Origin of the sequence: Mycobacterium cajalii (genome assembly GCF_045809005.2) — a bacterium.
Taxonomy (GTDB): Bacteria; Actinomycetota; Actinomycetes; order Mycobacteriales; family Mycobacteriaceae; genus Mycobacterium.
The window spans coordinates 2,111,454-2,135,694 of record NZ_CM141436.1 but is presented as its reverse complement, the minus strand read 5'-3'; the positions used below and the strand labels follow the sequence as shown (position 1 = coordinate 2,135,694).

Genomic DNA, 24,241 nt, shown 5'->3' with positions numbered 1-24,241 from the left:
CCGATGCTCAACGCAACGGTTTATATCTCGCAGCATCCGCGACGGACGAGCGCGTCGCGCACCCGCCGCACGACGTCCTGCGGCTTGTCCTCGGCGATCACCCGGACGACGATCCAGCCGAGCTCCTGCAGCTTGCGTGAGCGCCACTGGTCTCGGGCGTACTGCCGGCGGTCGGACCGATGCTGGTCACCGTCGTACTCGGCGGCTACTTTGTATCTCTCCCAGCCCATGTCGAGCACGCCGACCAATCGCCAGTTGTCATGCACCGGTATCTGGGTCGTCGGAGCCGGCAACCCGGCATCGATCAGCAGTAGACGCAGCCAGGTCTCCTTGGGCGACGCGGCACCAGGGTCGACGAGCGGAAGCGCCGCGCGTAACCGCCGCAGGCCCCGCGCACCGCGGTACCGCGTGGCCAGCGCTGACACCTCCTCGACGTCGAAAGGCGTCGCGCGCATCAGGGCGTCGAGCCGCGCCACAGCCTCGCCCCAGCGTAGTTGTCTGGCCAGGTCGAACGCCGTCCTCGCAAGGGTGGTCACCGGTAAACCGGCGACGCGGGTGACCTCATCCGGCCGGACGCGCTGATTGCGCGTGACCACGCCGTCCGGAGCGTGCTGGTTACGCCAGATCAACTCGACGGGCACGTCGTCGTCGATCCAGTTCGAGCCGTGCAACGCCGCCGCGGCGAGCCCGGCCACGACGCCGCGCCGGCCCGACCACAGCCACGCCGCACGGGAACGCGTACGCAGCGACGGCGCGGCATGATGCGGCAGGTAAACATCGGGGTAGATGGCCTGGAAATCGGTGCGCAATCGGTACGGGCTCAGCCGCCCCTGCCGCACCGCGTCGCTGCCGACAAACACCTCGTCCACTCACGGGCAGACGCAATTACGAGGCCCCAGGATCCCCGGGACATAACTCGTTGCGACCCGCGTCGGCGTGTCGTCGCAACGAGTTATGTGTCGCGACAAGCCGGGGGCGACGCCTAGTCCACGCGCGTGGCGTGCACCTCCCAGAACGGGGCGTGCACACGACCGCCCTGCAGCCACGGCTCCATCGCCCGGAAGCGCTCCAGCAGGCTCCGGGCCTGCTCGGCCATGTCGGGGTTGCGCGCGGCCATCATCTCGATGGTCTCGGCGCTCATGTTGACCAGGTAGGTCGTCGGGCCCAGGTAGGTGATCTCCCAGCCACCCGGCGGCAGCACCTGACGAAAGTCGTCCTCGGACAGCGACCGCATCATGGTGAAGCCGTTGACGTCGTGCGCGCCGAACTCGAACATGTACAGCCGCGCGCCCGGCCTGGTGGCCCGGTGCAGCGCCCGCACGTAGGACTTCTGCAGCTCGGGATCGGTGCTGAACGTGTGGTAGAAAGCGCAGTCCACCACGGTGTCGAACCGGCCCTCGAAACCGTCCAGCCGGGTCGCGTCGGCCAGCTCGAAATCGACCGAGACCCCGGCCTCGCGCGCGTTGTCCCGGGCCCGCTCCAACGCCGTCGCCGAGCCGTCGATGCCGGTGGCCGCGTACCCCTGGGCGGCGTAGTAGATGGCGTGGTGGCCGGGCCCGGTGCCCGGGTCGAGCACCTCGCCCCGCACCGCGCCGAGGGCGACGAGCCGCTGGACCACCGGCTGCGGCCCGCCGATGTCCCACGGCGTGGCCGCCGGCAGGCCGTTCGACAGCCGCTCGTCGCGGTACATCTCCTCGAACCGGGCGGGATCTGTCGGGTCGAAGGGGGCCGTCATGGCAGCGCGTTCACCAGCTGCTCGACCGCCACCCGCGGCCCGGTGAAGAACGGCGTCTCCTCGCGGGTGTGCCGGCGGGCGTCGGTGGCGCGCAGCTCGCGCATCAGGTCGACGATGCGGTGCAGCTCGGGGGCCTCGAACGCAAGGATCCACTCGTAGTCCCCGAGCGCGAACGCCGGAACGGTGTTGGCGCGGACGTCCTTGTACTCCCGGGCGGCCATGCCGTGCTCGGAGAGCATGCGGCGGCGCTCCTCGTCGGGCAGCAGGTACCACTCGTAGGACCGCACGAACGGATACACGCAGATGTAGGCGCCGGGCTCCTCGCCGGCCAGAAACGCCGGGATGTGGCTCTTGTTGAACTCGGCCGGGCGGTGCAGCGCCACGCTGCTCCACACCGGCGTGCAGGCCCGGCCGAGCGTGGTGGTGCGCCGGAAGTCGGCGTAGGTCGCCTGCAGCGCCTCGACGGTCTCGGCGTGGGTCCAGATCATGAAGTCGGCGTCGGCCCGCAGGCCGGCCACGTCGTAGAGGCCGCGCACCACGACGCCGCGCTCCTCCTGCAGCTTCAAGAAGGTCGCCGCGTCGTCGACGACGGCGTCACGCTGTTCGCCGAGCGCGCCCGGGCGCACGGAGAACACCGAGAACATCAGGTAGCGCACCGTCGCATTCAGCGCGTCGTAATCGAGCTTGGCCATGAAACCTATCGTGCCACTTCCGCTTCGAGGGCCTCGACCGCGCGTCCCGCCGAGCCGACGCACGCCGGCACGCCGATGCCGTCCAGGTAGCTGCCCGCCACGGCCAGCCCCGGGGGCAGACCCGCGCGCACCTCGGCGACCAGGGCGGCGTGGCCGGGACCGTACTGCGGCATCGCCGCGAGCCAGCGCTGCACGCGCGCGTCGACAGGCTCGACGGACAGCCCGAACACGTCGACCAGGTCGCTCAGCGCCCAGCCCAGCAGATCGTCGTCCGAGGCGGATTCGGCCAGCCCGTCGCCGCAGCGCCCGAACGACAGCCGCAGCAGCTGGGTGTCCCCGCGGGTGCCCCACTTGCGTGACGACAGGGTGACCGCCTTACACCGCAACCGCTCCCCGCTGGCCACCAGCACGCCCGAACACTGCGGGAACGGGGTGTCGGCGGGCACCGCGAGCGCCACCACCGCCGACGACGCGCAGACGATCCGGCCGGCGGCCGCGGCGCTGTGCGGGGCGATGCCGGCCACCAGCTGCGCCACCTGGGCGGGCGGAACCGCCAGGACCACCGCGTCGGCGTGGTGGCGCGCACCGGAGTCGTCGAGCAGGTCCCAGCCGGCCCCGGCCCGGTCGAGCCGGCGCACCGCGGCGCGGACCCGGCGCAACCGGCTGCGCCGCACCAGCTCGTCGAGCAGCACCTGATAGCCGCCGTCGATCGCCCCGAACACGGGCGCGCCGGTGACCGGCGGCAGCGCCTGGCGCACCGCGTCGGTCAGGCAGGCGGCGCCGCGGTCGAGGGCCGCCGCCACGCCGGGGGCCGCCGCGCGCAGGCCGATCGTCGCCGCGGAACCCGCATACACCCCGCTGAGCAGCGGGTCCACCGAGCGGGCGACCACCTGCTCGCCGAAGCGCTCGCCCACCAGCTCGGCGACCGCCGGGTCGGCGCCGGGGCGCCAGTCCAGCGGGCGGGCGGGCTCGGCCTCGATGCGTGCGACGGTGGCGTCGTCGACCAGCCCGGCCATCGAGGCCGCCGACGACGGGATCCCGACGACGGTGCCCGTCGGCAGCGGATGCAGGCCCTGCCCGCTGTAGATCAGCGGCCGCGCGCCGGTGGTGGCCAGCTGGCGCCCGGACAGGCCGAGTTCGGCCAGCAGCTCCGGCATCTCGGGCCGGCGCAGCACGAACGCCTCGGCGCCGACGTCCATCGACTGCCCCCCGACGCGTTCGGTGCGCAGTATCCCGCCCAGCCGGTCACCGGGCTCGACGAGCGTGATGTCGGCGTCCGCATCGGCCGCACGCAGCCGGTAGGCCGCCGTCAGCCCCGAAATACCGCCCCCGACAACACAATACGAGCGAGATGTCATAGCGAGTGGACCAGCGACACCAACTCGGTCAGCACGCCGGCATCGGTTTCCGGGAGCACCCCGTGACCGAGGTTGAACACGTGACCGGCCGCCCCGGCGTCGACGGCGCGGCGTCCGTCGTCGACCACCGCGCGCGCGGCGCGCTGCACCGCCGGCCAGCCCGCGAGCAGGACCACCGGGTCGAGGTTGCCCTGCAGCGCCGTCCCGGCGCCGACGCGGGACGCGGCGTCCGCGAGCGAGGTGCGCCAGTCCACACCGACCACCGTGGCTCCGCAGTCCGACATCGCACCCAGCAACTCGGCGGTGCCGACCCCGAAGTGCGTCATCGGCACGCCGTAGTCGGCCAGCTCGGCGAACACCCGAGCGCTGTGCGGCTGCACGTAGGCGCGGTAGTCGGCCAGCGACAGGGCCCCCGCCCACGAGTCGAACACCTGGATGGCGTCCACCCCGGCGTCGAGCTGGGCCCGCAGGAAACCGACGGTGATGTCGGCCAGCTTGCCCAGCAGCGCGTGCCAGGTGTCGGGTTCGGCCAGCATCATCGCCTTGGTGCGGGCGTGGTGGCGGCTCGGGCCGCCCTCGATCAGGTAGGACGCCAGGGTGAACGGCGCACCGGCGAACCCGATCAGCGGGACCTCCCCGAGCGCGGCCACCAACAACCCGACCGCATCCGCGACCGGCTGAATCCGTTGCGGGTCAAGGGGTTTGAGCCCGTCAACGTCGGCGGCGGTGCGCACCGGTGCGGCGATGACCGGCCCGACACCGGCGACGATGTCCAGGTCGATGCCGGCGCCGAGCAGCGGCACCACGATGTCGGAGAACAGGATCGCCGCGTCGACGCCGTGGCGGCGCACCGGCTGCAGGGTGATCTCACACACCAGCTCGGCGTCGAAGCAGGCGGCCAGCATGTTGTGGTTGGCGCGCAGCGCGCGGTATTCGGGCAGCGAGCGGCCGGCCTGCCGCATGAACCACACCGGCGCCCGGCTGGGTTTGCGACCGGTGACGGCGGCCAGATACGGCGACTCGGGTAGGTCGCGACGAGTACTCATTGTGCTCAATGCTCCCACGAGCGGCCGGCAAGGTGTGCGCGGCGATCTTCTGGGTAATGGGTGATACGGAGGTCGTGCGTTCGCGTCGCGCCGGCTTTTTCCTCGATGGCTACGGAAGGAGACGGTTGATGTTGCTGACGGGCGGCTCGGCGAAGGGCAAGGGCGCGGTCGAGGAGGTGGAGCATTTCGTCGATCGCGCGCTGGAGAACGTCGCGCACGGTCGTTTCGAACGGTCACTGTCGGGCCTGACGGCCATCGGGGCGCTGGTGACGACCACCGAGATCTACTTCGAGCACTATCGCGCCAGCTTCGGCAACAAGTGGATGTGGAGCCCGATCGTCGTCACCCCGCCGGTGGTGGTCGCCGGGGTGGCCGGCGTGTTCTCGCGGCGGTGGGCCAAGCGGTGGCTGCCGATCACCTCGGCGGTGTACGCGGCCAACGGCCTGATGGGCGAGTACTTCCACGCCCGCGGCGTCGCCCGCCGGCCCGGCGGCTGGAAGCTGTTCAACTACAACGTGCCGATGGGCCCGCCGATCGCCGCGCCCGGGCTGATGAGCATCGTCGGCGCGATGGGCCTGCTCGCCGCGATCCTGCGCCGGGAGAAGTGAGCCGTGGCTGACGTCACCAGCGGCCATCACCTGCCGAACCTGCGTCCGGGCGGCAAGCCCCTGCACCCGTCGTGGCTGCCCCGCCAGCGCCGCGGCGTCACACCGCAGATGATCGGCCGCTACCCCGACTACGACGTGCTGAGCGCCATGGACACCTGGGACGGGGCCACCCGTCGGGTGGTGCTGGCCCGGCTCGAGGAGCCGGGCCAGCTGCGCTTCTTCGACGCCTCCGAGGAGCCGACGCTGCGCGCGTTCTGCGACATCGCGCTGGCCCAGGACGCCGAGCCGCGGATCCCGGTGGCCGAGATGGTCGACGCCAAGCTGGCCGACGGCGAGTTCGACGGCTACCAGTACGCCGGCATGCCCGACGACCGCGACACCTGGCACATGGTGCTCACCGGCCTGGACGAGGCGGCCCGCGACGGCGGCGCGGAGTCGTTCGCGGCCGCCGGCACCAAGGACCAGGAGTTCATCGTCGGGCGCTTCGCCAAGGCGCAGCTCTACGGCGGGACGTGGGAGAAGCTCAACGTCAAACGGGCGTGGTCGGTGGTGATGCGGGGCGCGTTGGGCGCGTTCTACAGCCACCCGTGGGCCTGGAACGAGATCGGGTTCGGCGGGCCGGCCTACCCGCGCGGGTTCATGCGGCTCGGCGGGGTGGCGAACCGGGAGCCGTTCGAGACCCCGGGTGCCACCTCCGAGGACCCGGTCGGGGCCGTCGAGGAGGACCACCTCTATGGGTGACTTCTGGCGCGGCGTGTTCAAGGGTTCGGTGGGACCGCGCGACAACGATTCGCGATTTCTGCTCGACGTGCACTCGCGCGACCTGCCCGGCGAGGCCACCATGCGCCGCTACTCCGACGACGAGGAAGTCGATCTGGTGATCGTCGGCGCGGGCGCGGGCGGCTCGGTGCTGGCCCAGCGGCTGGCCCGCGCGGGCTGGCGCATCGTGATCCTCGAGGCCGGGCCGTTCTGGCACCCCGACGAGGACTGGGTCTCCGACGAAGCCGGATCGCACCACCTGTACTGGACGCAGAAGCGGATCATCGGCGGCGCGGACCCGATCGAGCTGGGCAAGAACAACTCCGGCCGCGGCGTGGGCGGGTCGATGGTGCACTATGCCGGCTACACGCCCCGCTTCCACCCCAGCGACTTCGAGACCTTCAGCCGCGACGCGGTCGGCGCCGACTGGCCGATCAGCTACGCCGACCTGCTGCCGCACTACGAACGCGTCGAGCGCGAACTCCCCGTCGCCGGCCAGGACTGGCCGTGGGGATACCCGCACCGCTACCCGCACGCACCCCATCCGGTGTCGGGGTCGGCCATGAGGATCTGGGAGGGCGCGCTGAACCTGGGCATCGAGATGCGCGTCGGCCCGGTGGGCATCGTCAACGGCACCTTCGGCAACCGGCCGCACTGCATCTACCGCGGCTACTGCCTGCAGGGCTGCAAGGTCAACGCCAAGGCCAGCCCGTACGTCACCCACCTGCCCGACGCGCTTAACCACGGTGTCGAGATCCGCGCGAACTGCATGGCCGGGCGCATCGAGCTCGACGAAAGCGGAAACGCAAGCGGGGTAACCTATTTCGCCAACGACGCCGACGGGAGTTTTCGGGAGCGGTTCCAGCGCGCCAAGGTTGTCGCGGTGGCCGGCTACTCGATCGAGACGCCCCGGCTGCTGCTCAACTCGACCAGCCCGGGCTTCCCCGACGGCCTGTGCAACAACCACGACCAGGTCGGCCGCTACGTGATGGTGCAGGGCGCCACCCAGACGGCCGGGCGCTGGCCGGAGGAGCTGCGGATGTACAAGGCGCCGCCGCCGGAGGTCTCCTCGGAGCAGTTCTACGAGACCGATCCCGACCGGGGCTTCGCCCGCGGGTTCTCCATCCAGACCGTCTCCCCGATGCCGATCGGCTGGGCCGAGCACGTGCTGGCCGACGGGCACTGGGGGCCGGCGCTGCGCGAATACATGCGCGATTACAACCACTGGGCCGTTGTCGGCGTGCTCAACGAACTGCTGCCCCATGCGGACAACCGGGTGACCACCGTGGACGGGGAGACCGATCGCTACGGCATTCCGATCGCCCGGATGGACTACCACCTCTGCGGCAACGACAGGGCCAACATGGACTACTCGAGGGAGGTCATCACCAACATCCTGCAGGCCGGCGGCGCCCAGGACATCCTCACCATCGAGCGCTTCGCCCACCTCATCGGCGGCGCCCGGATGGGCAGCGACCCGGAGAAGAGCGTCGTCAACTCCGACCACCGCAGCTGGGCGGTGCCGAACCTGTTCATCACCGACGGTTCGGTGTGCCCCACCCAGGGCAGCGCCAACCCGGCGCTGACCATCATGGCGCTGGCCTCGCGGCTGGGCGAGCGGATCGCCCGCGGCGACATCAAGGCCCAGACCGCGCGCGCGGGTGCACGCTCCGGGCCTGGCTAGCGGCTGCGTACTATCCAAAACCGCAACCGTTCAGCGCGTATCGACCGAAGATTCAGGAGCCCGGATGCCCGTCAGTGTCCCCCCGGTGAGTTACGACGAATTCCCCAGCCTGCATTGCGAACGCGGCGAGAACGGGGTGCTGACGCTGGTCCTCGACGCGCCCGGGCTGAACTCGGTCGGGCCCCAGATGCACCGCGACCTCGCTGACATCTGGCCGGTGATCGATCGCGACCCCGACGTGCGTGCGGTTCTGGTGCACGGTGCGGGCAGGGCGTTCTCCTCCGGCGGCAGCTTCGACCTGATCGCCGAGACCATGGGCGACTACGAGGGCCGCATGCGCATCATGCGCGAGGCCCGCGACCTGGTGTTCAACATGATCCACTGCGACAAGCCGGTGGTCTCGGCGATCCGGGGCCCGGCCGTCGGCGCGGGCCTGGTGGTGGCGCTGCTGTCCGACATCTCGGTGGCAGGACGGACCGCCAAGCTGATCGACGGGCACACCAAGCTCGGGGTGGCCGCGGGTGACCACGCCGCGATCTGCTGGCCGCTGCTGGTCGGCATGGCCAAGGCCAAGTACTACCTGCTCACCTGCGAGACGCTGGACGGCGAGGAGGCCGAGCGCATCGGCCTGGTCTCCAAGTGCGTGGACGACGACGACGTGCTGACCACCGCCGCCGGCATCGCCGAGAAGCTGGCCCAGGGCGCGCAGAACGCGATCCGCTTCACCAAGCACAGCCTCAACCACTGGTACCGGATGTTCGGCCCGACCTTCGAGACGTCGTTGGGGCTGGAATTCCTCAGTTTCAGTGGGCCCGACGTGGCCGAAGGCCTGGCCGCGCACCGCGAGAAACGCCCCGCGAACTTCACCGGCACCGCCACCTGAGCAGGGCCGACACCTGCTGCCGCGGGACCGGCGGGCCGACATAACGGCTTGGTCGCGACGGCGCGCAACGCGGCGTGCCTGTCGCGGCGTGTCGGGCCGGGGGTCTACCGTCGGACGTTGTGACGAGGAGCGGCGCTCGTGAGCTCAGCTGAACCGGCCCCATTCCGCGATGCGGTCGCGGCGATGAACGCCGCCAGCGTGCGGCCGGAGATCGAGCTGGGCCCGATCCGGCCGCCGCAGCGGCTGGCACCCTACAGCTACGCGCTGGGCGCCGAGGTCAAGCACCCCGACCTCGAGATCGTCCCGGAGCGGTCCGAGGGTGACGCGTTCGGCAGGCTGATCCTGCTGTACGACCCCGAAGGCGCCGACGCCTGGGACGGCACGCTGCGCCTGGTCGCCTACATCCAGGCCGACCTGGACGCCAGCGAGGCCGTGGACCCGCTGCTCCCCGAGGTGGCGTGGAGCTGGCTGAACGACGCTCTCGAGGCACGCCTGCAACACGTCACGGCCCTGGGCGGCACCGTCACCGCCACCACCTCGGTGCGCTACGGCGACATCTCCGGGCCGCCGCGCGCCAACCAGCTCGAGCTTCGGGCGTCGTGGACCGCAACCACCCCCGACCTGGGCGTCCATGTCGAGGCGTTCTGTGAGGTGCTCGAGCACGCCGCGGGCCTGCCGCCGTCCGGCGTCACCGACCTGAGCTCGCGGTCACGCGCCTGACATGCGCGAACCGTCGGCCTCCAGGCCGGGTGGCGCGCCGGCCGCGGAACCCGACAGCGCCGCGCCCGACAGCGACGCGCCCGACGCCACCCCCCTGTTGCATCCGGCCGCCGGGCTGCCCGAGCTGTCCGTCAGCGTCCGCGAGATCGGGGCGGCCGCCGAACAGCTGGACCGCGGCCACGGCCCGTTCGCGGTGGACGCCGAGCGCGCGTCGGGGTTCCGCTACTCCAACCGGGCCTACCTGATCCAGATCCGGCGGGCCGGCGCCGGCACCGTGCTCATCGACCCGGTCAGCCACGGCGCCGAGCCACTGGAGGCGCTGCGGCCCGTGGCCGACGTGCTCGGCACCGACGAGTGGATCCTGCACTCGGCCGACCAGGACCTGCCGTGCCTGGCCGAGGTCGGGATGCGGCCCCCGGCGCTCTACGACACCGAGCTGGCCGGGCGGTTGGCCGGCTTCGACCGGGTGAACCTGGCGGCCATGGTCGAGCGGCTGCTGGGCTACGGGCTGGCCAAGGGCCACGGCGCGGCCGACTGGTCCAAGCGCCCACTGCCCACTGAGTGGCTCAACTACGCGGCCCTGGACGTCGAACTGCTCATCGAACTGCGCGAGGCGGTCTCGCAGGTTCTGGCCGAACAAGGCAAAACCGATTGGGCCGCACAAGAATTCGACCATCTGCGGGCGATGGGGGTGATCGACGCGGCCCCGGCGGTGCGCCGGGACCGGTGGCGACGGACGTCGGGAATCCACCGCGTTCGCGACCGCCGGGGCCTGGCCGCGGTACGCGAGCTGTGGTTGGCCCGCGACCGCATCGCCCAGCGCCGCGACGTCGCACCGCGCCGCGTCCTGCCGGACTCGGCCATCATCGACGCCGCGGTCGCCAACCCGACGACGGTCGAGGAACTCGTCGCGCTGCCGGTGTTCGGTGGGCGCAACCAGCGGCGCAGCGCCGAGGTGTGGTTGGCGGCGTTGCGGGCGGCCCGCGAGAACCGTCATCCGCCGGTGGACGCCGAGCAACCGAACGGGCCGCCGCCCGCGTCGCGGTGGAGCAGACGCAAACCCGAGGCGGCGGCGCGGCTGGAGGCGGCGCGGGCCGCGCTGGCGGAGGTGTCGCAGCGGGTGGACGTCCCCACCGAGAACCTGGTTTCGCCCGACCTGGTGCGGCGGCTGTGCTGGGACTGGGAGGCCCCCGGCGACGGGGCGGTCGAGGCGGTCGACGCGTTCCTGCGCGCCGGGCAGGCCCGGACCTGGCAGCGGGAGCTGGTGGTCGCCGTGCTGGCGCGCGCGGTCCAGTACGCCGAGGGAGCCGACACCGACGGCGGCGCGGAAAACCCGAACTAGTCCAGGCGCTCGCGGATCTCCGTTTCGGCGGCGATGCTGCTGCCCAGGGCGGCGACCCAGCCGGTGACCCGCCGGGCCACGTCCTGGTCGGTCAGCCCGAGGCCGGCCAGCACCTCACCGCGCGAGGCTTGCTCGAAGAACTCCTGCGGCAGCCCGACGTCGCGGCACGGGACGTCGACCTCGGCACGGCGCAGTGCGGCCGACACCGCCGACCCGACACCGCCGTTGACGCCGTTGTCCTCGAGCGTGACCACCAGCTTGTGCTGCGCCGCCAGTTCCAGGACGCCGTCGGACACCGGCAGCACCCAGCGGGGGTCGATCACGGTCACGCCGATCCCCTGGTTGTGCAGCCGCCGGGCCACGGCGATCGCCATCGCCGCGAACGCCCCGACCCCCACCAGCAGGACGTCGTGGTTGCAGCCACTGGCCGGCACCGCCAGGATGTCGACGCCGGAACGCCGTTCCAGGGCCGGGATGTCTTCGCCCACATCGCCTTTGGGGAAGCGTATGGCGGTCGGCCCGTCGTCGACGTCGAGCGCCTCGCCGAGTTCCTCGCGCAGCCGCGTCGCATCGCGCGGCGCGGCCACCCGCATGCCCGGCACGATGCCCAGCATCGACAGGTCCCACATGCCGTTGTGGCTCGGGCCGTCCGAACCGGTGATCCCGGCCCGGTCGAGCACCATGGTGACGGGCAGCTTGTGCAGCGCCACGTCCATCATGATCTGGTCGAACGCCCGGTTCAGGAACGTCGAGTAGATCGCCACCACCGGATGCATCCCCGCCATGGCCAGACCGGCCGCGGACGTCATCGCGTGCTGCTCGGCGATGCCGACGTCGAACAGGCGGTCCGGGAACTGCTGCCCGAACGCCGTCAGCCCGGTAGGGCCGGGCATCGCCGCGGTGATGGCCACGATGTCGCGGCGTTGCCTGCCGTAGGCGATCAGCGCGTCGGAGAAGGTCGCCGTCCACCCCGGGCCGGGAATCTTGGTGGCCCGGCCGGTGACCGGGTCGATCACGCCGCAGGAATGCATCTGCTCGGCTTCGTCGTCCTCGGCCGGCGCGTAGCCCATCCCCTTGCGGGTGACCACGTGCACGATCACCGGGCGCCCGAAATCGCGCGCGTGGCACAGCGCGACCTCGACCGCGCGTTCGTCGTGACCGTCGACCGGGCCCACGTATTTGAGCCCGAGATCGGTGAACAGCAGCTGCGGGGACAACGAATCCTTGATGCCCGCCTTCACGCTGTGCATGAACCGGTAGGCGATCTTGCCGACGAGCGGCATCGCCCGCAACGCCTCGCGCCCCTTCTCCAGCGCCTGCTCGTAGGCCGGCTGCAGCCGCAGCGTGGCGAGATGGTCGGCGACGCCGCCGATGGTCGGCGCGTAGCTGCGGCCGTTGTCGTTGACGACGATGACCACCGGCCGGCGGGATGCGGCGATGTTGTTCAGCGCCTCCCAGCACATGCCGCCGGTGAGCGCGCCGTCGCCCACCACCGCGACCACGTGCCGGTTGCGGTGACCGCCTAGCTCGAACCCCTTGGCCAGCCCGTCGGCGTACGACAGCGCGGCGCTGGCGTGGCTGGACTCCACCCAGTCGTGCGCGCTCTCGGCGCGCGACGGATAGCCCGACAGCCCGCCCTTTTTGCGCAGGCTCTCGAAGTCCTGGCAACGCCCCGTCAGCATCTTGTGCACGTAGGCCTGATGGCCGGTGTCGAAGATGATCGGGTCGTGGGGAGAATCGAACACCCGGTGCAGCGCCAGCGTCAGTTCGACGACGCCCAGGTTGGGGCCCAGATGTCCTCCGGTGGCAGCGACCTTGTGGATCAGGAACTCGCGGATCTCGGCGGCGAGATCGCGCAGTTGCTGCTGAGAAAGGTGCTGCAGATCAGCGGGCCCGCGGATCTGTTCGAGCATCCAGTCAGTCTACGCAGCGATTGCGGGAACAGCAGGGCTGCGGCGGAAGGCAGCCGGCCTACGGGGGACCGAAGAGTTCGGCCAGCGTGCCGTGCAGTTCGGGGTCTGCCAGCATGACGACCTGGTCGCCGGCCTGAAGTTCGGTGTCGCCCCGCACCGGCACCAGGCCGGTGGTGCGGACCACGATGCTCACCCAGATGTCGCCGACGCGATCACTGAGCCCCTCGACCGTGCACCCCTCGGCGGCCGAGCCCTTGGCAACACTGAAGCGATGGACCCCGTGCGGTTCGTCCGCGAGCCGGACACCGATCTCCCACGGCTGGGTCTCGACCGTGCGCATCGGCAGCTGCAACAGGGTCGCGACGCCGGGCACCGCGCTGCCCTGCACCAGAACCGAGAAGATCACGACGACGACCACGATGCCGTACAGGCGTTCCGCGTCGGGCACGTGCGCGGCGCGCAGGAACTCGCCGAGCAGGATCGGCACCGCCCCCTTGAGGCCGGCGAACAGGATGAAGACACGCTCGTTTCGCGCAAGATCCACACCGAGCAGGCAGGAGCTCACCGCCAGCGGACGAATCAGCGCCGTCAGGGCCACCCCGAGAGCCAGCCCGGGAATCCAGACGTCGGGATGGGTGAGCACGTTGAGATCGACGGTCAGGCCCAGCACGACGAACGCGACGATTTCGGCGAGACCGGCCAGGGCGGCGTGGAACCGCTTGATCTCGGGCTTGTAGGGCGCGCGAGCGCCGCCGATCACGATGCCGGCGACGAACACGGCCAGAAATCCCGAGCCGTGCGCCAGCGTGGCGATGCCGTACAGCATCAGGCAGGATGCCAGCGTCCGTAACGGGTAGAGGCCTTCGCTCGGCAGTGTCACGCGGCGCATGAAGGCGAGCAGGGCGCGGCCGCCGATCACCCCGACGGCCAGGCCGATCGCCATCTGCAGGATGAACTGAGTTCCCACGCCGGCAAACCCGGCCGCGCTGAGGCCGCCGGCGGCGATCAGGCTCGTCATCAACGAGATGCCGACCGGATCGTTGGCGCCGGACTCGCCCTCCAGGATGGTGCTGCTGCGCCCCCTGATCTCGCGTTTGCCGAGCACGGAGAAGACCACGGCCGGATCCGTGGGGGCCACCGCGGTCGCGACGAGCACCGCGGGGAACCAGCCGATTCCGCACGCGTAGTGCAGCATCAACGCCGCGCCGGCGGCGGTCAGGGCGGTACCCAGGACGCCGACCGACAGGATCGGGGCGACTGCGGCGCGGAAACGGGCGGGCCCGATGTGCATTCCGCCGTCGAACAACACCAGCACCAGCGCGATGGTCATGACCCGCTCCACGATCCGCTCGGTCGGCGGCTGCACCGCCGGCACGGCGCGCACCGCCACCGCCGCTCCGACCAGCACCAGCAGGGGCACCGGAACCTTGAACCGCTCGGTCAGGCGGTTTGCCAGCACCGCGACCAAACCGATGGCGCTGGCGAACAGGACCATCAGCGCGTAACGGAGGGTCTCGTTCACGACGGCGGCACTCGGACCTGGCCCGGGAACCACCTCACGGGCGATCGACCCGGCCCGACGGCCGGGACCGTCCCATTGTGGTAAGCACCTGAGCCTTTCGGTCGGTCGACAAAGACGTCGCCGACCAGACTTCCCGGCACACCGCGAATGGAGTGTAGCCGCTCTCGGCAGGCACCACCCGCAGAGGCATTGCGCTTACTGGTCTCTCGTGCGCTTCAAGGTCGCCGTTGCGCGCGGGTCAACAGCGCAACGCATTCGGTGTGATGGGTCAGCGGGAACGCGTCGAACACCTTGAGCTTCTCCACGACATAGCCGTGCCCGCGGTACAGGCCGATGTCACGCGCGAAAGACGCTGCCTCGCAACCGATGTGGACCACCCGCGGAACGCCGGCGGCGGCCAGCAGATCGATCACCTCGCGCCCGGCCCCCGCCCGCGGCGGATCCAGGACGGCCACGTCGGCGCCGGCGCGCTGCGACGCGAGCGCCCGTCGCACCGAGTCGGTGACCACGTTCACCTGCGGCAGGTCGGCCAGCGCCACCCGGGCGGCCCGCGTCGACGCGCGCGACGTGTCGACCGTCAGCACCCGCCCGGCGCGCCCCACCGCGTCGGCGAGCGCGGCGGCGAAGACCCCCGCACCGCCGTAGAGGTCCCACACCGCCATGCCCGTCGCCGGTTGCGCCCACTCGGCGACCAGACTCGTGTAGACCCGCGCCGCGTCGCGGTGGGCCTGCCAGAAGGCCGTCACGGGCACCCGCCAGCTGCGCTCGCCCACCCGCTGCACCGCCTCGTAGCCGCCCTCCACCACCTTGGTGGCGGTCCGCCCGCCCTGCCGCACGGTGCGCACCACGTGGCGCCGGCCGTCGTCGTCGACGGCCACGTGCAGCTGCGCGGCCGGCGGCAGGTCAACCTTGGCGAGGTTCTCGGCCAGGCTCTCGGCGATCCCGTCCAGCATGCCGGCGGGCAGTTGCGCGCAGCGCAGGTCGGTCACCAGCGCGTCGCTGTGGTACCGGTGAAAGCCGGGGCGCCGGTCCGGCCCGACCTCCAGCCGGACCCGGGTGCGCCAACCGGTCGGGCCGGAGCCCGCCAGCTGCTCGGCCCCCGCGTCCGCACCGCTCCAGTCGAACCCGCCCAGCCGCTGCAACTGGTTGGCCACCACCTGGGCCTTGAGCACCCGGGTCGCCTCCGGGGTGGCGAACGCCAGATCGCAACATCCGGCGCCGCCCACCCCGGCGATCGGGCACAGTGAGTCGGTGCGGTCCCCCGACGGCTCGATCACCTCGACAACCTCGGCGTGCCAATAGGATCCGCGGTCCGCGGTGACGCGTACCCGCACCCGTTCGCCGGGCAGCGCGTACCGGACGAACACGACCCGGCCTTCGTGGTGCGCCACGCAGCTGCCGCCGTTGGCGGGGTCGCCGGTGACCAGCGTCAGCTCGGCCTCGGCCGGCGGCGCCGTCGCCGCCCGAGACGGGTCGGGCCGCTGTCGTGTGCTCAATCGAAGATTCCGCGACGGGCGTCGCCGGGCGCGGATTGCGGCTGCAGGTGGGAGAGCCGCTCCGACGAGGTCAGCTGCCAGGGAACCGAGGTCACCATCACGCCGGGCATGAACAGCAGGCGGCCCTTGAGCCGCAACGCGCTCTGGTTGTGCAGCAGCTGCTCCCACCAGTGACCGACCACGTATTCGGGGATGAACACCGTCACCACGGTGCGCGGCGACTCCTTGCTGGCGCGCTTGACGTAATCCAGTACCGGGCGGGTGATCTCGCGATACGGGGAGGCGATGACCTTGAGCGGCACGCTGATCTCGCTCTCCTCCCACTGGTGCACCAGCTCCCGCGTCTCCGCGTCGTCGACGCTGACCGTCACGGCCTCCAGCGTGTCGGGCCGGGTGGCCCGCGCGTAGGCCAGCGCGCGCCGGGTCGGCAGGTGCAGCTTGGACACCAGCACCACGGCGTGGTTGCGGCTGGGCAGGACGATCTCCTTCTCCTCTTCCGCGGCCTGCGCCAGTTCCCGGTTGACGGTGTTGTAGTGCTTGCGGATGAGTTTCATCACGACGAACAGCGCGCTCATCGCGACGATCGCGATCCACGCCCCGGCAAGGAATTTCGTGATCAACACGATGAACAGGACCGTGCCCGTGGACAGCAGCCCGACGGTGTTGACCACCCGTGAGCGCATCATCGTGCGCCGCACCCGCGGGTCGGTCTCGGTGCGCAGCAACCGCGTCCAGTGCCGGACCATGCCGATCTGGCTGAGCGTGAACGAGATGAAGACCCCCACGATGTACAGCTGGATCAGGGCGGTGACCTCCGCCCGGAACGCGAGGATCGCCAGCAGCGCCGCCGCCGACAGGAACAGGATGCCGTTGGAGAACGCCAACCGGTCTCCGCGGGTGTGCAACTGGCGCGGCAGGTAGCTGTGTTGCGCCAGGACGGAGCCCAGCACCGGGAAGCCGTTGAACGCGGTGTTGGCCGCCAGCACCAGAATCAGCGCCGTCACCGTCGCGATCAGCAGGAACCCGATGTGGAAGCTGCCGAACACCGTCTCCGCCAGCTGCGCGACGAGGGTCTTCTGGTAGTAGCCCGGCGGGGTGCCGGTCAGCTGGGACGCGGGGTCGTCGACGAGCTGGACCCCGATCTTCTCGGCCAGCACGATGATGCCCATCAGCAGCGCCACCGCGATCCCGCCCAGCATCAGCAGCGTCGTGGCGGCGTTGCGCGACTTGGGCTTCTGAAACGCCGGCACGCCGTTGCTGATCGCCTCGACACCGGTCAGCGCCGCACAGCCCGAGGAGAACGACCGCGCCACCAGGAAGGCGAACGCGAAACCGAGGACCGGGCCGTTCTCGGCGTGCATCTGAAATGCGGCGGATTCCGCGCGCAACGGATTGCCCAGCGCGTAGATCCGGAACAGCCCCCAACCGATCATGATGACGACCCCGACGATGAACGCGTAGGTCGGGATGGCGAACGCCACCCCCGACTCGCGGATTCCGCGCAGGTTCAGCCCCATCACCAGCAGGATGGCCGCCACGCAGAACCACACCTTGTGTTCGGCCACGATCGGGATGGCCGAACCGATGTTCGACATCGCCGACGCCGTCGAAACGGCAACGGTGAGAACGTAATCCACCATCAGCGCGCTGGCCACCGTGAGGCCGGCGTTGTCGCCGAGGTTGGTGGTGACGACCTCGAAGTCACCGCCGCCGGAGGGGTAGGCGTGCACGTTCTGCCGGTAGCTGGCCACCACCACCAGCATGACCGCGACGACCGCGAGTCCGATCCACGGCGTCAGCGAGTAGGCGGCCACGCCGGCCACCGAGAGCATCAGGAAGATCTCCTCGGGCGCATAGGCCACCGAGGACAGGGCGTCGGAGGCAAACACCGGCAGGGCGATGCGCTTGGGCAGCAGTGTGTGAGTCAGCCTGTCGCTGCGAAATGGTCGCCCGATCAGCAACCGGCGAGCGGCGGTGGAAAGTTTGGACACGAGAGCCAAGAGTAAGCCCACCCCGGCTTGCCGGTAGCGTTCTCCAGGCGAGAATGTTCAGGACCGAAATCGGCTGGCCAAACAAGGTTGCCGACAGATGAACACCAGCGGGACCAGCCGGGAGGACTCCAAGTGCGGGTGGTAGTGATGGGGTGCGGCCGGGTGGGTTCGTCGGTGGCCGACGGGCTATCCCGGATCGGCCACGACGTCGCGGTCATCGACCGCGACAGCACCGCCTTCAACCGGCTCAGCCCGGAGTTCGCCGGCGAGCGGGTGCTGGGCCAGGGGTTCGACCGCGATGTCCTGCTGCGGGCCGGCATCGAGGAGGCCGAGGCGTTCGCCGCGGTGTCCTCCGGCGACAACTCCAACATCATCTCGGCGCGGCTGGCGCGCGAGACGTTCGGCGTCCAGCGCGTCGTCGCCCGCATCTACGATGCCAAGCGCGCCGAGGTGTACGAGCGCCTGGGGATACCCACGATCGCCACCGTGCCCTGGACCACCGATCGGCTGCTCAACGCGCTGCTGCGCGACACCGAGACCGCCAAGTGGCGCGACCCGACCGGCACGGTCGTCGTCGCCGAGGTCGTCCTGCACGAGGAGTGGATGGGCCACCGGATAACCGATCTCGAACAGGCCACCGGCGCCCGCGTCGCGTTCCTGATCCGGTTCGGGGCGGGGGTGTTGCCGGAGCCGAAAACGGTCATCCAGGCCGGGGATCAGGTCTATGTCGCCGCGATCTCCGGTCGTGCCGCCGAGGCGGTGGCCATCGGGGCCCTGCCGCCGAGCGAGGATCTCGAGTCGGGACCGGGCCGGTGAAGCGGGCAGAGCCGACCGGCGGGGCCGTGGGGGTACCACCCGCTTGCGGGAGAAAGTGGGCCAGATGAGGGTAGCTGTCGCCGGGGCCGGTGCGGTCGGTCGTTCGGTCACGCGGGAACTGATCGGGAACGACCACGAAGTGACCCTGATCGAGCGCAACCCCGACCACGTCGACGTGGACGCCATCCCGGCCGCGCACTGGCGCCTCGGCGACGCCTGCGAACTGAGCCTGCTCGAGTCGGTGCACCTCGAGGACTTCGACGTGGTGGTCGCCGCGACCGGCGACGACAAGGCCAACGTCGTGCTCAGCCTGCTGGCCAAGACCGAGTTCGCGGTGCCGCGGGTCGTGGCCCGGGTCAACGATCCGCGCAACGAATGGCTGTTCACCGACGCCTGGGGTGTGGATGTCGCGGTGTCGACCCCGCGCATGCTGGCGTCGCTGATCGAGGAGGCCGTCGCCGTCGGCGACCTGGTGCGGCTCATGGAGTTCCGCCGGGGTCAGGCCAACCTGGTCGAGATCACGTTGCCCGACGACACGCCCTGGGGCGGCAAGCCGGTGCGCAAGCTGCAACTGCCGCGGGACGCCGCCCTGGTCACCATCCTGCGCGGTCCGCGCGTGATCGTCCCGGAGGCCGACGAACCCCTGGAAGGTGGCGACGAGTTGCTGTTCGTCGCGGTCACCGAGGCCGAAGAGGAGCTGCGCGCACTGCTGCTGCCGAGCACTCAGCCGGCCGAGCCGTCAGAACCGGCGCAGGCCGACTAGTCCACGCCGCGGGCCCCGGCCTCGTCGACCGCGGCGATCGCGCGCTGGGCCGACCGGTAGGCCGCGTAGGTAACCAGCGCGGCCATCGCGGTCAACGGCCAGCCCATCCCGATGCGGGCCACCCCCAGCCAACCGGTCTGGTCGGCCTCGTAGAGGTGCCGCTGCACGACGAACCGGGCCCCGAACACCAGCACCCAGCACAGGGACGCGACGTCGAAGGCGTACACCGCGCGAGGCACGCCGCGCCAGGTGTGCCGGCACCCGCCGGCCCAACTGGCCAGGTAGCCGACCAGCGGCCGGCGCACCAGCACCGACACCGAGAAGACGATCGCCCACAGCAACGACATCCAGATGCCCAGCAGGAAGTAGCCCTTGGACTCCCCCATGACATAGGCGATCAGCGCGCATACGACGACGCCACCGAACCCGGAGACCGCCGGCTGCATGGATTCCCGCCTGGCGAGCCGCCACAGCAGCACCAGTGCGGACACCCCCAGGGCGGACCCGACCGCGGGCAGCAGCCCGAACAGGTTGGAGGCGAACACGAAGGTGACCACGGGCAGCGACGAGTAGACGACGCCGCTGACCCCGCCCAGCTGCGCCAGCAGGCGTTCGGCACCGGTGCGCCCGGTGGCGACGCCACCGAGGTCCGTCGGGCCGATCGGGGCGGCCCCCCCGTCGTCGGAGACGGTCACCGCTGAATTTCGTAGTGCGGGTTGTAGATCGCCTTGGCGCCGTTCTCGAGCTTGCCCACCCGGCCCCGCACCCGCAGCGTGCGGCCCGAGTCGATGCCGGGAATGCGGCGCTGACCCAACCACACGAGGGTGACGGTGTCGGTGCCGTCGAACAACTCGGCGCGAACGCCGCCCGAGCATCCCTTGCCGTTGGTCTCCACGCTGCGCAGCGTGCCGACCATGGTGACCTCCTGGCCGCGCTCGCAATCGATCACACGCTGCGCGCCGGTACTCGTCACTTCGTCGGACAACTCCTCGGAGTCGCGTTGATCCGGGTGCTCCGTCAACCGACGGGTGAGCCGGCGCAGATACCCTTGGGCCCCCATGGCCACTCCTGACAATGCTGATGGCGCTTTCCGTTATGCCAACGGACACCGTAGACCTGTTGGTTCCCACGCGCCAACCGGGCCAAACCTCGTGTTGGAGCGAACGTCACGGCCGGGCACTATCGGAGAGGTGGGTGTCGATCTGAGCGGTGTCACCACCGTGCTGCTGCCCGGGACCGGCTCCGACGACGACTACGTCCGGCGGGCGTTCTCCGGCCCGTTGGGGCGGGTCGGTGCGCTGCTCGTGGCCCCCGCGCCGCGCCCGGAGCGGTTGGTCGACGGGTATCTGTCCGCCCTGGACGACGCCGCGCGTGACGGGCCGGTCTGCGTCGGCGGCATCTCGATCGGCGCCGCGGTGGCAACCGCCTGGGCGCTGGCGCACCCGGATCGCACGGTCGCCGTGCTGGCCGCGCTGCCGGCCTGGGCCGGAGCGCCGGGGTCGGCGCCCGCCGCGCTGGCGGCCCGGTACTCGGCGGCCCGGCTGCGCAGCGACGGGTTGGCGGCGACGACGAGCCAGATGCGGGCATCCAGCCCGCCCTGGCTCGGCGACGAGCTGGCGCGGTCGTGGCGGGCGCAATGGCCGCACTTGCCCGACGCCATGGACGCAGCGGCGGGCTACGTCGCGCCCAGCCACGCCGAATTGGCCCGGCTGGCCGCGCCGCTGGCCGTGGTCGGCGCCGTCGACGACACCGTGCACCCGCTGCAGGTCGCGGTGGAATGGGTCGCCGCCGCGCCGCGTGCGGCCCTGCGCACGGTGACGCTGCGGCAGTTCGGCGCCGACACCGCCGAACTCGGCACGGCGTGCCTGGCGGCCCTGGCCGACGTGTGAGCCCCGGGATCCGGGTCAGCCGCCGGTCGTCGACCGCAGCTGCTGCATGGCCGATCCCTGGGCGCTGCGGCGTTCCGTGGGCCCGTCCGGCGCCGGTTGTGCGTCGTCGGCCTGCTGGTCCTGCTGCGGGGCCTGCTGGGCGGCGGCGGCCTCCCGCAGCTGCGCCACCATCGCTTCGGGCAGCTCCACCGCGAGCGGCGTCCGCACCGGCAGGGGCGTGTCGCCGCGGCGAACCACCGTGTCCGCCAACGCCGCACGGGCCTCCCGGTCCAGCGCCTCGATCGTCTCGTGCGTGCCGTTGACCACGCAACGAATCATCCAGCGATAACCGTCGACCCCGATGAAACGCACCACCCCGGCGGCGCTGCCGACCACTTCCCGGCCCCACGGCCCGTCCTGGATGCTGACCTTGGCCGAGTCGTTGCGCAGCGACTCCGCGAGCTCGGCGGCCACCTCCCGCCACAGACCGCCCGTCTTCGGCGCCGCGTAGGCGGCGATGGTGAAACGGCCATTGGGTGTGACGACCCACACAGCGCTGGGAACGCCGGTCTCGGTCAGCTCGACCTGCAACTGGCCGCCGTCGGGCATCGGGATGAGCACCGAACCCAGATCGAGCCGGGCCACCTGCGCGACGGCCGGGTCGTCGAAGTCGTCGATGTCGAACGGGCCCTCGAGTGCGGCCGGCTCGTCGGCGGCCTGCGCGCCGGCAGCCTCCGCCTCGACCGGCTCCTCGACGGGCCGATCCGTTTCCGCGGGTCCGTCGCCCGGCGCGCCGGGGGCGTCGGGGGCCTGGTCCCCACCGCGTTTACCTGAGCGCCTGCCGAATGCCACCATCAGCGCCGCTCCTCCTCATCGCATCCGTCTGCATCGCTTCCCTCAGCATTCCCGCCGGCGGTCACAAACTCGCGTGTCCGCCGGAGGATCCGTGGCCGCCGTCGCCACGGGACGTCTCGGCCAGCCCGGCCTCGTCGAACGACGCGACCTCGACCAGCTCCAACAATTCCACCCGCTGCACCAGCAGTTGGGCGATGCGGTCTCCGCGATGCACCACGATGGGCTCGGCCGGGTCGAGGTTGATCAGTGAGACCTTGATCTCACCGCGGTAGCCGGCGTCGATGGTGCCCGGGCTGTTGACGATCGAAAGTCCCACCCGCGCCGCCAACCCCGAGCGGGGGTGGACCAGCCCGACCATCCCGAACGGGATGGCGACCGCGACCCCCGTCCGCACCAGCGCACGGTGTCCCGGATCGAGCGTCACGTCTTCCGCGCTGTAGAGGTCCACTCCGGCGTCGCCGCTGTGAGCGCGCGCGGGCACCGGAAGCTCGGGGTCGAGGCGAACGATCGCCAGAGGGGTCGACACGGGGGCACAGATTACCCTTGACCGCGTGTCTGGAACGCGCGTCGCGCCCCGCAGCGTGCGGTACCGCGAGCGGCTGTGGGTGCCGTGGTGGTGGTGGCCGCTCGGCTTGGCGCTGGCAGGGCTGATCGCCTTCGAGGTCAACATGGGTGCGGGCGCGGCTCTGCCGGCCTGGGTGCCGTTCGTGACTTTGTTCACGGTCGCCGCGGGAACGCTGCTGTGGCTGGGCCGTATCGAGATACAAGTCACAGCCGGGCCCGACGGTGTCGAGCTGTGGGCGGGCCGGGCGCATCTGCCCGTCACGGCGATAACCCGGTCCGCGGAGATCCCGCGCTCGGCAAAGTCCGCGGCCCTGGGCCGGCAACTCGACCCCGCCGCCTTTGTGCTGCACCGGGCGTGGATAGGCCCGATGGTCCTGGTCGTCCTCGACGACCCGGACGACCCCACGCCGTACTGGCTGGTGAGTTGCCGTCACCCCGGGCGGGTGCTGTCGGCCCTGACAAGCTGAGTGCAGCTCTCAGGCCTCGCAGTCGGTACAGATCATCACGCCGTTCTTCTCGCTGGCCAGCCGGCTGCGGTGTTGCACCAGGAAGCAACTCGAACAGGTGAACTCGTCCGCCTGCTTCGGAATGACGCGTACTGAAAGCTCCTCGCCGGACAGGTCGGCGCCGGGCAGCTCGAAAGACTCGGCCGTCTCGGATTCGTCGACATCGACCACCGCCGACGCCGCCTCGTTCCGCCGTGCTTTGAGCTCCTCCAGCGAGTCTTCCGAGACGTCGTCCGTCTCGGTTCGCCGTGGAGCGTCGTAATCGGTCGGCATATCTATTACCTGCCCTGTTCCCCTCGCAAGCCCTATAACTTCAAGCAACGCTTTGTATCAGCGTCGAACGCATCCACCAAACGATTCGTGCCCGTATCTCGACCCGTTAATGTGTGATTTGCATCACACCGCAAGATAAGTCTTGCGTTCGGCGTCAAAACAGTGTGATCGGTGTGCGACTAGAGTGCACCTGTGGTCGCACAAATCACACAGGGTACAGCGTTCGACAAGCACGGTCGGCCATTTCGGCGCCGCAACCCTCGACCGGCCATCGTGGTGCTGGTGCTGCTGATCGTGGCGACCGGCGTGGTCTGGACCGTGGCGCTGACGCGGCCCGTGACGGTTCGCGAGGCCGAGGCGTGCAATCCGCCGCCCCAACCGCCGGGATCGGCCCGCCCGCAGCTCGGCGAGCAGGTGTCGCGCACGGCGATGATGGACGTGTCGCCCGCCAGACTCGCCGACACCAAGGTGCGGGTGCTCAACGCGAGCGGCCGCGGCGGCCAGGCCGCCGACGTCGCCGGCGCGATGAAAGACCTGGGTTTCGCGCAGCCGACCGTCGCCAACGACCCGATCTACGCCGGCACGCGGCTCAACTGCCAGGGCCAGATCCGCTTCGGGACGGCCGGACAGGCCACCGCGGCGGCGGTGTGGCTGGTGGCGCCGTGCACGGAACTGTTCAACGACAACCGCGCCGACGACTCCGTCGACCTTGCGCTGGGCACCGACTTCGGCACGCTGGCGCACACCGACGACATCGACGCCGTGCTTGCCAGCCTGCGCCCCGGTGCCACCGAGCCGTCGGATCCCATGCTGCTGCAGAAGATTCACGCCAGCAGCTGCTGAGAGC

General features: G+C 70.9%; 24 protein-coding genes and 1 pseudogene. 11 read left to right on the top strand and 14 right to left on the bottom strand.

Features of this window, described 5'->3' with window-relative positions:
- Positions 1-20 precede the first annotated feature (20 nt).
- From ACJ512_RS10295 to hemE, 5 genes are all read right to left on the bottom strand, one after another.
- Positions 21-869: an endonuclease domain-containing protein gene (locus tag ACJ512_RS10295; RefSeq protein WP_407686985.1), complete on the bottom strand. Its 849-nt coding sequence runs from the start codon at positions 867-869 to the stop codon at positions 21-23.
- A 113-nt stretch (positions 870-982) separates the two neighbouring features.
- On the bottom strand, positions 983-1,735 hold the full coding sequence (locus ACJ512_RS10290) for a class I SAM-dependent methyltransferase (RefSeq protein ID WP_407686986.1): 753 nt from the start codon (positions 1,733-1,735) through the stop codon (positions 983-985).
- Entirely contained in the window at positions 1,732-2,427 is a 696-nt protein-coding gene (gene hemQ / locus ACJ512_RS10285; RefSeq protein ID WP_407686987.1) for a hydrogen peroxide-dependent heme synthase, read from the bottom strand. The genes ACJ512_RS10290 and hemQ overlap by 4 nt, the downstream gene beginning before the upstream one ends.
- A 5-nt stretch (positions 2,428-2,432) precedes the next feature.
- Complete coding sequence (locus ACJ512_RS10280) at positions 2,433-3,785, bottom strand: protoporphyrinogen oxidase (protein WP_407686988.1); 1,353 nt, start codon at positions 3,783-3,785, stop codon at positions 2,433-2,435.
- Positions 3,782-4,831, bottom strand: coding sequence for a uroporphyrinogen decarboxylase (gene hemE / locus ACJ512_RS10275; protein ID WP_407686989.1), 1,050 nt, complete (start codon positions 4,829-4,831; stop codon positions 3,782-3,784). Before hemE ends, ACJ512_RS10280 begins: the two co-directional genes overlap by 4 nt.
- Positions 4,832-4,959: 128 nt before the next feature.
- Here hemE and ACJ512_RS10270 point away from each other — a divergent pair, with 128 nt between their 5' ends.
- The 6 genes and pseudogenes from ACJ512_RS10270 to ACJ512_RS10245 all read left to right on the top strand — a co-directional run bounded on the left by ACJ512_RS10270 (position 4,960) and on the right by ACJ512_RS10245 (position 10,827).
- Positions 4,960-5,439, top strand: coding sequence for a hypothetical protein (locus tag ACJ512_RS10270; RefSeq protein ID WP_407686990.1), 480 nt, complete (start codon positions 4,960-4,962; stop codon positions 5,437-5,439).
- A 3-nt stretch (positions 5,440-5,442) separates the two neighbouring features.
- Positions 5,443-6,180: a gluconate 2-dehydrogenase subunit 3 family protein gene (locus ACJ512_RS10265; protein WP_407686991.1), complete on the top strand. Its 738-nt coding sequence runs from the start codon at positions 5,443-5,445 to the stop codon at positions 6,178-6,180.
- Positions 6,173-7,882: a GMC family oxidoreductase gene (locus ACJ512_RS10260; protein WP_407686992.1), complete on the top strand. Its 1,710-nt coding sequence runs from the start codon at positions 6,173-6,175 to the stop codon at positions 7,880-7,882. The genes ACJ512_RS10265 and ACJ512_RS10260 overlap by 8 nt, the downstream gene beginning before the upstream one ends.
- Positions 7,883-7,946: 64 nt before the next feature.
- Positions 7,947-8,765: an enoyl-CoA hydratase/isomerase family protein gene (locus ACJ512_RS10255; protein WP_407686993.1), complete on the top strand. Its 819-nt coding sequence runs from the start codon at positions 7,947-7,949 to the stop codon at positions 8,763-8,765.
- 88 nt (positions 8,766-8,853) lie between these two features.
- Positions 8,854-9,485 (top strand): annotated as a pseudogene (locus tag ACJ512_RS10250) (DUF3000 domain-containing protein).
- A 1-nt stretch (position 9,486) separates the two neighbouring features.
- Positions 9,487-10,827, top strand: coding sequence for a ribonuclease D (locus tag ACJ512_RS10245; protein ID WP_407686994.1), 1,341 nt, complete (start codon positions 9,487-9,489; stop codon positions 10,825-10,827).
- Here ACJ512_RS10245 and dxs read toward each other — a convergent pair.
- From dxs to ACJ512_RS10225, 4 genes are all read right to left on the bottom strand, one after another.
- The gene (dxs, locus tag ACJ512_RS10240; RefSeq protein WP_407686995.1) at positions 10,824-12,740 is read right to left on the bottom strand and encodes a 1-deoxy-D-xylulose-5-phosphate synthase; all 1,917 of its coding nucleotides are present in this window, start codon (positions 12,738-12,740) and stop codon (positions 10,824-10,826) included. The genes ACJ512_RS10245 and dxs overlap by 4 nt on opposite strands.
- Before the next feature lie 58 nt (positions 12,741-12,798).
- The gene (locus tag ACJ512_RS10235; RefSeq protein ID WP_407686996.1) at positions 12,799-14,262 is read right to left on the bottom strand and encodes a cation:proton antiporter domain-containing protein; all 1,464 of its coding nucleotides are present in this window, start codon (positions 14,260-14,262) and stop codon (positions 12,799-12,801) included.
- Positions 14,263-14,477: 215 nt separating this feature from the next.
- Complete coding sequence (locus ACJ512_RS10230) at positions 14,478-15,695, bottom strand: class I SAM-dependent RNA methyltransferase (RefSeq protein ID WP_407687008.1); 1,218 nt, start codon at positions 15,693-15,695, stop codon at positions 14,478-14,480.
- 59 nt (positions 15,696-15,754) lie between these two features.
- Positions 15,755-17,749: an APC family permease gene (locus tag ACJ512_RS10225; protein ID WP_407686997.1), complete on the bottom strand. Its 1,995-nt coding sequence runs from the start codon at positions 17,747-17,749 to the stop codon at positions 15,755-15,757.
- A gap of 132 nt (positions 17,750-17,881) precedes the next feature.
- On the opposite strand from ACJ512_RS10225, the gene ACJ512_RS10220 reads away from it, so the two are divergent.
- Positions 17,882-18,565, top strand: coding sequence for a potassium channel family protein (locus ACJ512_RS10220; RefSeq protein WP_407686998.1), 684 nt, complete (start codon positions 17,882-17,884; stop codon positions 18,563-18,565).
- Positions 18,566-18,629: 64 nt separating this feature from the next.
- Positions 18,630-19,328: a potassium channel family protein gene (locus tag ACJ512_RS10215; RefSeq protein WP_407686999.1), complete on the top strand. Its 699-nt coding sequence runs from the start codon at positions 18,630-18,632 to the stop codon at positions 19,326-19,328.
- On the opposite strand, the gene ACJ512_RS10210 is transcribed toward ACJ512_RS10215, so the two are convergent.
- Positions 19,325-19,990, bottom strand: coding sequence for a DUF3159 domain-containing protein (locus ACJ512_RS10210; RefSeq protein ID WP_407687009.1), 666 nt, complete (start codon positions 19,988-19,990; stop codon positions 19,325-19,327). The genes ACJ512_RS10215 and ACJ512_RS10210 overlap by 4 nt on opposite strands.
- 29 nt (positions 19,991-20,019) lie before the next feature.
- Positions 20,020-20,388, bottom strand: coding sequence for an OB-fold nucleic acid binding domain-containing protein (locus ACJ512_RS10205; protein ID WP_407687000.1), 369 nt, complete (start codon positions 20,386-20,388; stop codon positions 20,020-20,022).
- A 130-nt stretch (positions 20,389-20,518) separates the two neighbouring features.
- Between ACJ512_RS10205 and ACJ512_RS10200 the strand changes: the two genes are divergently transcribed.
- Positions 20,519-21,217, top strand: coding sequence for an alpha/beta hydrolase (locus ACJ512_RS10200; protein ID WP_461480044.1), 699 nt, complete (start codon positions 20,519-20,521; stop codon positions 21,215-21,217).
- A gap of 15 nt (positions 21,218-21,232) precedes the next feature.
- Here the strand turns inward: ACJ512_RS10200 and ACJ512_RS10195 are convergent, their stop codons facing one another.
- Positions 21,233-22,048: a DUF3710 domain-containing protein gene (locus ACJ512_RS10195; RefSeq protein ID WP_407687010.1), complete on the bottom strand. Its 816-nt coding sequence runs from the start codon at positions 22,046-22,048 to the stop codon at positions 21,233-21,235.
- Between the two features lie 64 nt (positions 22,049-22,112).
- On the bottom strand, positions 22,113-22,577 hold the full coding sequence (dut, locus tag ACJ512_RS10190; RefSeq protein WP_369739384.1) for a dUTP diphosphatase: 465 nt from the start codon (positions 22,575-22,577) through the stop codon (positions 22,113-22,115).
- Positions 22,578-22,602: 25 nt separating this feature from the next.
- Here dut and ACJ512_RS10185 point away from each other — a divergent pair, with 25 nt between their 5' ends.
- Positions 22,603-23,082 (top strand): DUF3093 domain-containing protein, encoded by a 480-nt coding sequence (locus ACJ512_RS10185; protein ID WP_407687002.1) that lies wholly within the window; start codon positions 22,603-22,605, stop codon positions 23,080-23,082.
- Positions 23,083-23,091: 9 nt separating this feature from the next.
- Here ACJ512_RS10185 and ACJ512_RS10180 read toward each other — a convergent pair whose 3' ends face one another.
- A complete protein-coding gene (locus tag ACJ512_RS10180) occupies positions 23,092-23,394 on the bottom strand; it encodes a DUF4193 domain-containing protein (RefSeq protein ID WP_407687003.1) in 303 nt (100 codons plus the stop codon).
- Positions 23,395-23,586: 192 nt separating this feature from the next.
- Here ACJ512_RS10180 and cei point away from each other — a divergent pair, with 192 nt between their 5' ends.
- Positions 23,587-24,237 carry an envelope integrity protein Cei gene (gene cei, locus ACJ512_RS10175; RefSeq protein WP_407687004.1) on the top strand — a complete coding sequence of 217 codons (651 nt, stop codon included), beginning with the start codon at positions 23,587-23,589 and terminating at the stop codon, positions 24,235-24,237.
- Positions 24,238-24,241 lie beyond the last annotated feature (4 nt).